The sequence below is a fragment of the Corallococcus sp. CA053C genome (assembly GCF_003611675.1).
Classification (GTDB): domain Bacteria; phylum Myxococcota; class Myxococcia; order Myxococcales; family Myxococcaceae; genus Corallococcus.
The window spans coordinates 1-4,675 of record NZ_RAWA01000577.1; the positions used below are offsets into that span (position 1 = coordinate 1).

The 4,675-nt window shown below is 69.7% G+C and carries 5 protein-coding genes; all 5 read right to left on the minus strand.

The window, feature by feature from the left end; translation table 11 throughout:
* Positions 1–9: 9 nt before the first annotated feature.
* Complete coding sequence (locus D7V97_RS40225; RefSeq protein WP_120615861.1) at positions 10–798, minus strand: tRNA1(Val) (adenine(37)-N6)-methyltransferase; 789 nt, start codon at positions 796–798, stop codon at positions 10–12.
* Between the two features lies 1 nt (position 799).
* On the minus strand, positions 800–1,753 hold the full coding sequence (gene gshB, locus D7V97_RS40230; protein WP_120615862.1) for a glutathione synthase: 954 nt from the start codon (positions 1,751–1,753) through the stop codon (positions 800–802).
* 96 nt (positions 1,754–1,849) lie between these two features.
* Positions 1,850–3,490: a serine/threonine protein kinase gene (locus D7V97_RS40235; protein ID WP_368669008.1), complete on the minus strand. Its 1,641-nt coding sequence runs from the start codon at positions 3,488–3,490 to the stop codon at positions 1,850–1,852.
* A 411-nt stretch (positions 3,491–3,901) separates the two neighbouring features.
* Positions 3,902–4,198 carry a hypothetical protein gene (locus D7V97_RS40240; protein WP_120615863.1) on the minus strand — a complete coding sequence of 99 codons (297 nt, stop codon included), beginning with the start codon at positions 4,196–4,198 and terminating at the stop codon, positions 3,902–3,904.
* Between the two features lie 37 nt (positions 4,199–4,235).
* Complete coding sequence (locus tag D7V97_RS40245; protein WP_120615865.1) at positions 4,236–4,526, minus strand: hypothetical protein; 291 nt, start codon at positions 4,524–4,526, stop codon at positions 4,236–4,238.
* Between the last annotated feature and the right edge of the window lie 149 nt (positions 4,527–4,675).

A 4,675-nucleotide genomic window follows, 5' to 3' on the forward strand; every position in this document is an offset into this window, starting at 1 on the left:
GGCAGGCACTCAACCCCCGTCTTCCTCCGGCACCCGCTCCCCCAGGGGCACGTCCATCAGCGCCGCCACCTCCGCGCCATAGCCCCCCGGTCCCGACCCGTGAACGACGAGCGGCGGCCGCACCGACAGCCCCCGGTCCTGGTCCCGCAGCGCCTGCACCAGGAAGCGCGTCGCCGGGGCCTCCACGCGCGCATGCACGCACCGCAGCACCCGGGGGAACAGCCGCGCCCTCTCCAGCACCCCCAGCACCTCCGCGAGCCGCGCCGCCGGATACACCAGGCTCACCGCACCACCGGGCCGCAGCGCATGCCGCGCTGCCGCGACCACCGCGTCCGCGTCACACGCCACCTCCGACTTGGACACGGCACGCTCCGCATCCGGGCTCACCACCCCCGCCTGCGCCCGGCGGAACGGCGGGTTCGACACCACCTGCCCATAGGCCCCGGGCTCAAGCAGCGTCCGCGCCGCCCGCAGGTCCCCGAGCACCGGCCGCACGCGCCCTTCACACCCGTTGAGCGCCACCGCGCGCACCAGCCTCGCGTGCACCGCGGGTTGCAGCTCCAGCGCGTCCACCGGACCCATGACGCCGAACTGCTTCACCAGCAGCAGCGACACCACGCCACTGCCCGCGCCCAGCTCCAGCACCGGCCCGGCCAGCCCCCGCGCTTCGGTGGCCGCGAAGTGCGCGAGCAGCACCGCGTCCAACGTGAAGCGGTAACCCGAGCGGCGCTGGAACACCCGCACGTCCGCGGTGCCAATGGAGTCCAGCGTCTCGTCGGCTTCGTGGGAAGCCGTCACGTCAGCGCGCGCCGTGCATCCGCTCGGCCACGTCCAGCACCTTCGCCTCGCACGAGACGTGGTCCAGGTGGCTTGCTTCCACGAGCCCCGTGGGGCTGGTGACGTTCACCTCGGTGAGGTAGTCGCCCAGCACGTCGATGCCCACCAGGATGAGCCCCTTCTCCTGGAGCGCGGGCTTGAGGCGCTGGCAGATGTGCAGGTCCCTCGCGGTGATCTCCGCCTTCATCGGCGTGCCACCCGCGGCCATGTTGCCCCGGTGGTCCGCGTCCGACGGCACGCGCAGCACCGCGCCCACCGGGTCTCCGTCCACCAGGATGATGCGCTTGTCGCCCAGGCGGCTCTCCGGCACGTAGGCCTGCGCGAGGATGGGCTCCTTCCCGCCCTGCGTGAGCAGCTCCACCATCGAGCGCGCGTTGCGGTCCCCCGGCGCGAGGAAGAGGATGCCCTTGCCGCCGAACCCGTCGATGGGCTTGAGGATGGTGCCCTTGGCGTTCTGCGCCGCGAACTCCATCACCACCGACAGCTCACTCGTCACGCGCGTCTCCGGCATCAGGTCCGGGAAGTTGAGCGTGAAGAGCTTCTCGTTCGCGTCGCGGATGCCGGACGGGTTGTTGATGAACACCGGCATCCGGTCCGGACACAGCTCCACCAGCTGGGTCGCGTGCAGATAGTTCGCGTCCACCGGCGGATCCTTGCGCAGGAACAGCACGTCCAGCTTCGACAGGGGCCGCACCTCCTCGCGCACCACGTCGAAGTGCCGGCCCGGTTCGCGCCGCACCTTCACCTGGCGCATGCGCGCCTCCGCGCACCGGCCGTTGAAGCGCAGCCACCCCTGCTCGAAGTAGTAGACGTCGTGCCCGCGCCGCTGGGCCTCCAGCATCAGCGAGAACGTCGTGTCGTGGTCCACCCGCACGCTTTCGAGCGGGTCCATCAGGAAGCCAAGGGAGAACGCCATGAGGGCTCCGAGGATAGCGGAGCCCTTCCGCCAGTGCCGCTGATTCCCACGCGCATCCGTCCGCGTCGGAACGGAGGGGGCAGGGGAGCGGTGCTTTCAGCGGCCGGGCAGGTCGCTCAGCTTGAGGTTGAGGCGCACGGGCTTGCCCGCCTCCACCGGCACCGCGAGCACGCGGCGCTTCTTGTCCGCGCCCACGAGGATCAACTCCGTGGGCCCCACCGGCAGCGCGCGCTTCACCAGCGGCGTGCGCCCCAGGGACTTGTTGTTGAGGAACACCTCCGCGGACTCGTCCAGGAAGAGCGTCACCTCGCCCTTGCCGCGCTTGCCGCGTCCCGTCCGGGGCTCGGTGTCCCGAGAGGTGTCCCTCTGCGTGTCCCGGTCCCGGGTGCCCTTCTCCTTCACCGCCACCGCCTGCGTCACGCCCGCGTCTGGCACGGCGAACGGCGGTGGGCGGATGGGGATGGCGACCATGGCCCCCAGGTCCTTCGGGACGGTCTGCTCCTCTTCGGCTTCCAGCAGCCGGGTGAGCTGGAACGCGCCGTAGGCCCCGCTCAGCATCAACACCAGCACCAGCAGGGCCCACACGGCGCCCAGCTTCGCGCGCTTCACCGGGGGCGCGGTGTCGGCGCTGGTCGACTCCTCCGCGCGCAGCTTCGCGATCTCCGCCTTCTTGCGCGCCTCCACCACGCTCAGCGTGTCCGCCTTGCGCTCCGGCAGGTACGGGCCGTCGTCCTTCTGCAGCGCGCGCTTCGCCGACGCCAGCACCTGGCTGCTCGTCGTCACATCCGCGCTCTCCAGCAGCGAGCGCGTGGCGGCCATGCGCTCCGCGAAGAGGCCCTTCATCAGGGCGGCGCGCTGCTCGGCGTCCATCAGCTTGCCGCCAGCGGCCTTCTCGATGGCGCGCGCCATGTCCCGGCCGGACGCGTAGCGGCGATCCACGTTGCGCTCCAGCGAGCGCATCACCACACGCGAGATGTCCTCGGAGATGTGCGGCAGCAGCACCGAGGGCCACGGGATGGCTTCCTCGAGGATCTTCACCATCTCGTCGCGCTCGGTCTTCCCCGCGAACAGCCGCTCGCCGGTGATGAGCTCGTGCAGTACGACGCCGACGGAGAACAGGTCGCTCCGGCCATCCAGCGGATCGCCTCGCACCTGCTCCGGGGACATATAGCCGGTGGTGCCCTTCACCGTGCCCACGTGCGTGCGCTCCAGGCTGTTCTTCGCCTTGGCGATGCCGAAGTCGAGCAGCTTCACGGTGCCGTCGTACGTCACCATGATGTTCTTCTGCGCCACGTCGCGGTGGATGACGGGGCTGGCCTCACCGCCGGGCGACGTGAACGTATGCGCGTAGTGCAGCGCGAGGCACACGTCGCGCGCCACCGACAGCGTGAAGGCCAGCGGCACCGGCTGGCGCTTCTTGAGACACGCGCTGGTCACCTGGTTGAGGTTCTGCCCGCCGATGAACTCCATGGCCAGGTAGAGCCCGTCGTCCTCCTCCCCCAGGTCGAACACCTGCGCGATGTTCGGGTGGTTGAAGGCCGCGGTGATGCGCGCCTCGTCCAGGAACATGCGGACGAACTGATCATTGGAGCGGGCATCCGGGAGGATGCGCTTGATGACCACGTACTTGCGGAAGCCGCCCGGGCCCGACGTGTAGCCCAGGAAGAGCTCCGCCATGCCGCCCACGGTCAGCTGCGTGAGCACCTCGTACTTCCCGATGCGCTCGCCCCGGTGCAAGTCGATGAGGTCATCCTCCAGCGCCCCGAATCGGCCGCGCCCGCATCATGAGAGAAGAGACTGGAAACCGCCCGCGACCATAACAGGGCTGTTGCGCCGGGGGACGTTCCGTCCGGGTGAAGCCCCACGGAGGGTGGGCCCGCATGCCCCCCAGGTCCCTGTGGAGCACCTGTGGATGGCGGGGGAGGGGCTGTGGAAAACCGGCGGGCGGATTTCCCGGCTGTGGATGCCCGGGGGAAACCGGCAACTTGCCCACATGTAGCAGATCGCCGATTCCTTCATGAATCCATGGGGTTGCTGACTTGTCCCCAACTCCGCGCCACCTACCGCTTCCACCAGTTGATCAACACTACAAATACTCTGGTTACAGAAGCAGGTCCGCGGGCCTTCGCGTGGGGAACGGGCTTTGCGCTACAGGAGCGTCGCGCGCAGTCGCTCCAGCAGGTCAGGCAGATCCTGGAGCAGCTGCCGGTCCAGGTCCTCCAGCGCGGCGCGGAACATGGCCAGGTCCTCCGGCTCCCGTTCCGCGGTCACCATGCGCTGCAGGCCCCGGAGGCGCTGGTTGCGAAGCACCAGGCGGACCAGGGTGGCCTCCAGGTCCTCGGCGAGCGCGGCGTCCAGGCGCAGCTCCTGCCCCACCAGCTCCCGGAGTTGTTCGACGCGGTAGGTGAGCTCCCAGCTCTCCTCGTAGCCCGCGCGTCGAGGCACTGACTGCCCGCTGCTCGACCGCTCGTTCACATGCCCTCTAGTGCGGCCGGGGCCGGGTGAGGCCTGTCAGGGACAGCCGGGTGCGCGTCGGGTCCAGCTCCACGTGCATCCGGCAGTCCGCCACGTCCAGGCGAAGGGTGTAGGGGTTACAGGCTACCCGGTTCGCGTGTTCCCGACATGCGTCCGCGCCCAGGCGGAACAGCTGGGCCAGCACCGCCTGCCGGACCTCCGCCGACAGCCCGTCCACCGTCGACTGGACACCCCGGGCAATAAGTACCGTGAAGGCCTGGAGTCCGGGAGCAACACGGGGGGGGCTGGCCAGGGTCATGTCCGGGGCCGCTGCTAGAAGCGTACCGTGCGACATGCCTGTGGTTCCGGGGGTTTGCAATGACTCCCAACCCTTTGGGCTGAAAAATACTCTGGCTCTCCAGAGGACGATCCTGAAGCCCCGGGGGGTGGGGTGGCATCGGACATGGG

Bases quoted from the DNA above. Each gene is read 5' to 3' on its own strand.
- gshB (WP_120615862.1), bottom strand. From the start codon at position 1,753: ATGGCGTTCTCCCTTGGCTTCCTGATGGACCCGCTCGAAAGCGTGCGG.
- D7V97_RS40245 (WP_120615865.1), bottom strand. From the start codon at position 4,526: ATGACCCTGGCCAGCCCCCCCCGTGTTGCTCCCGGACTCCAGGCCTTC.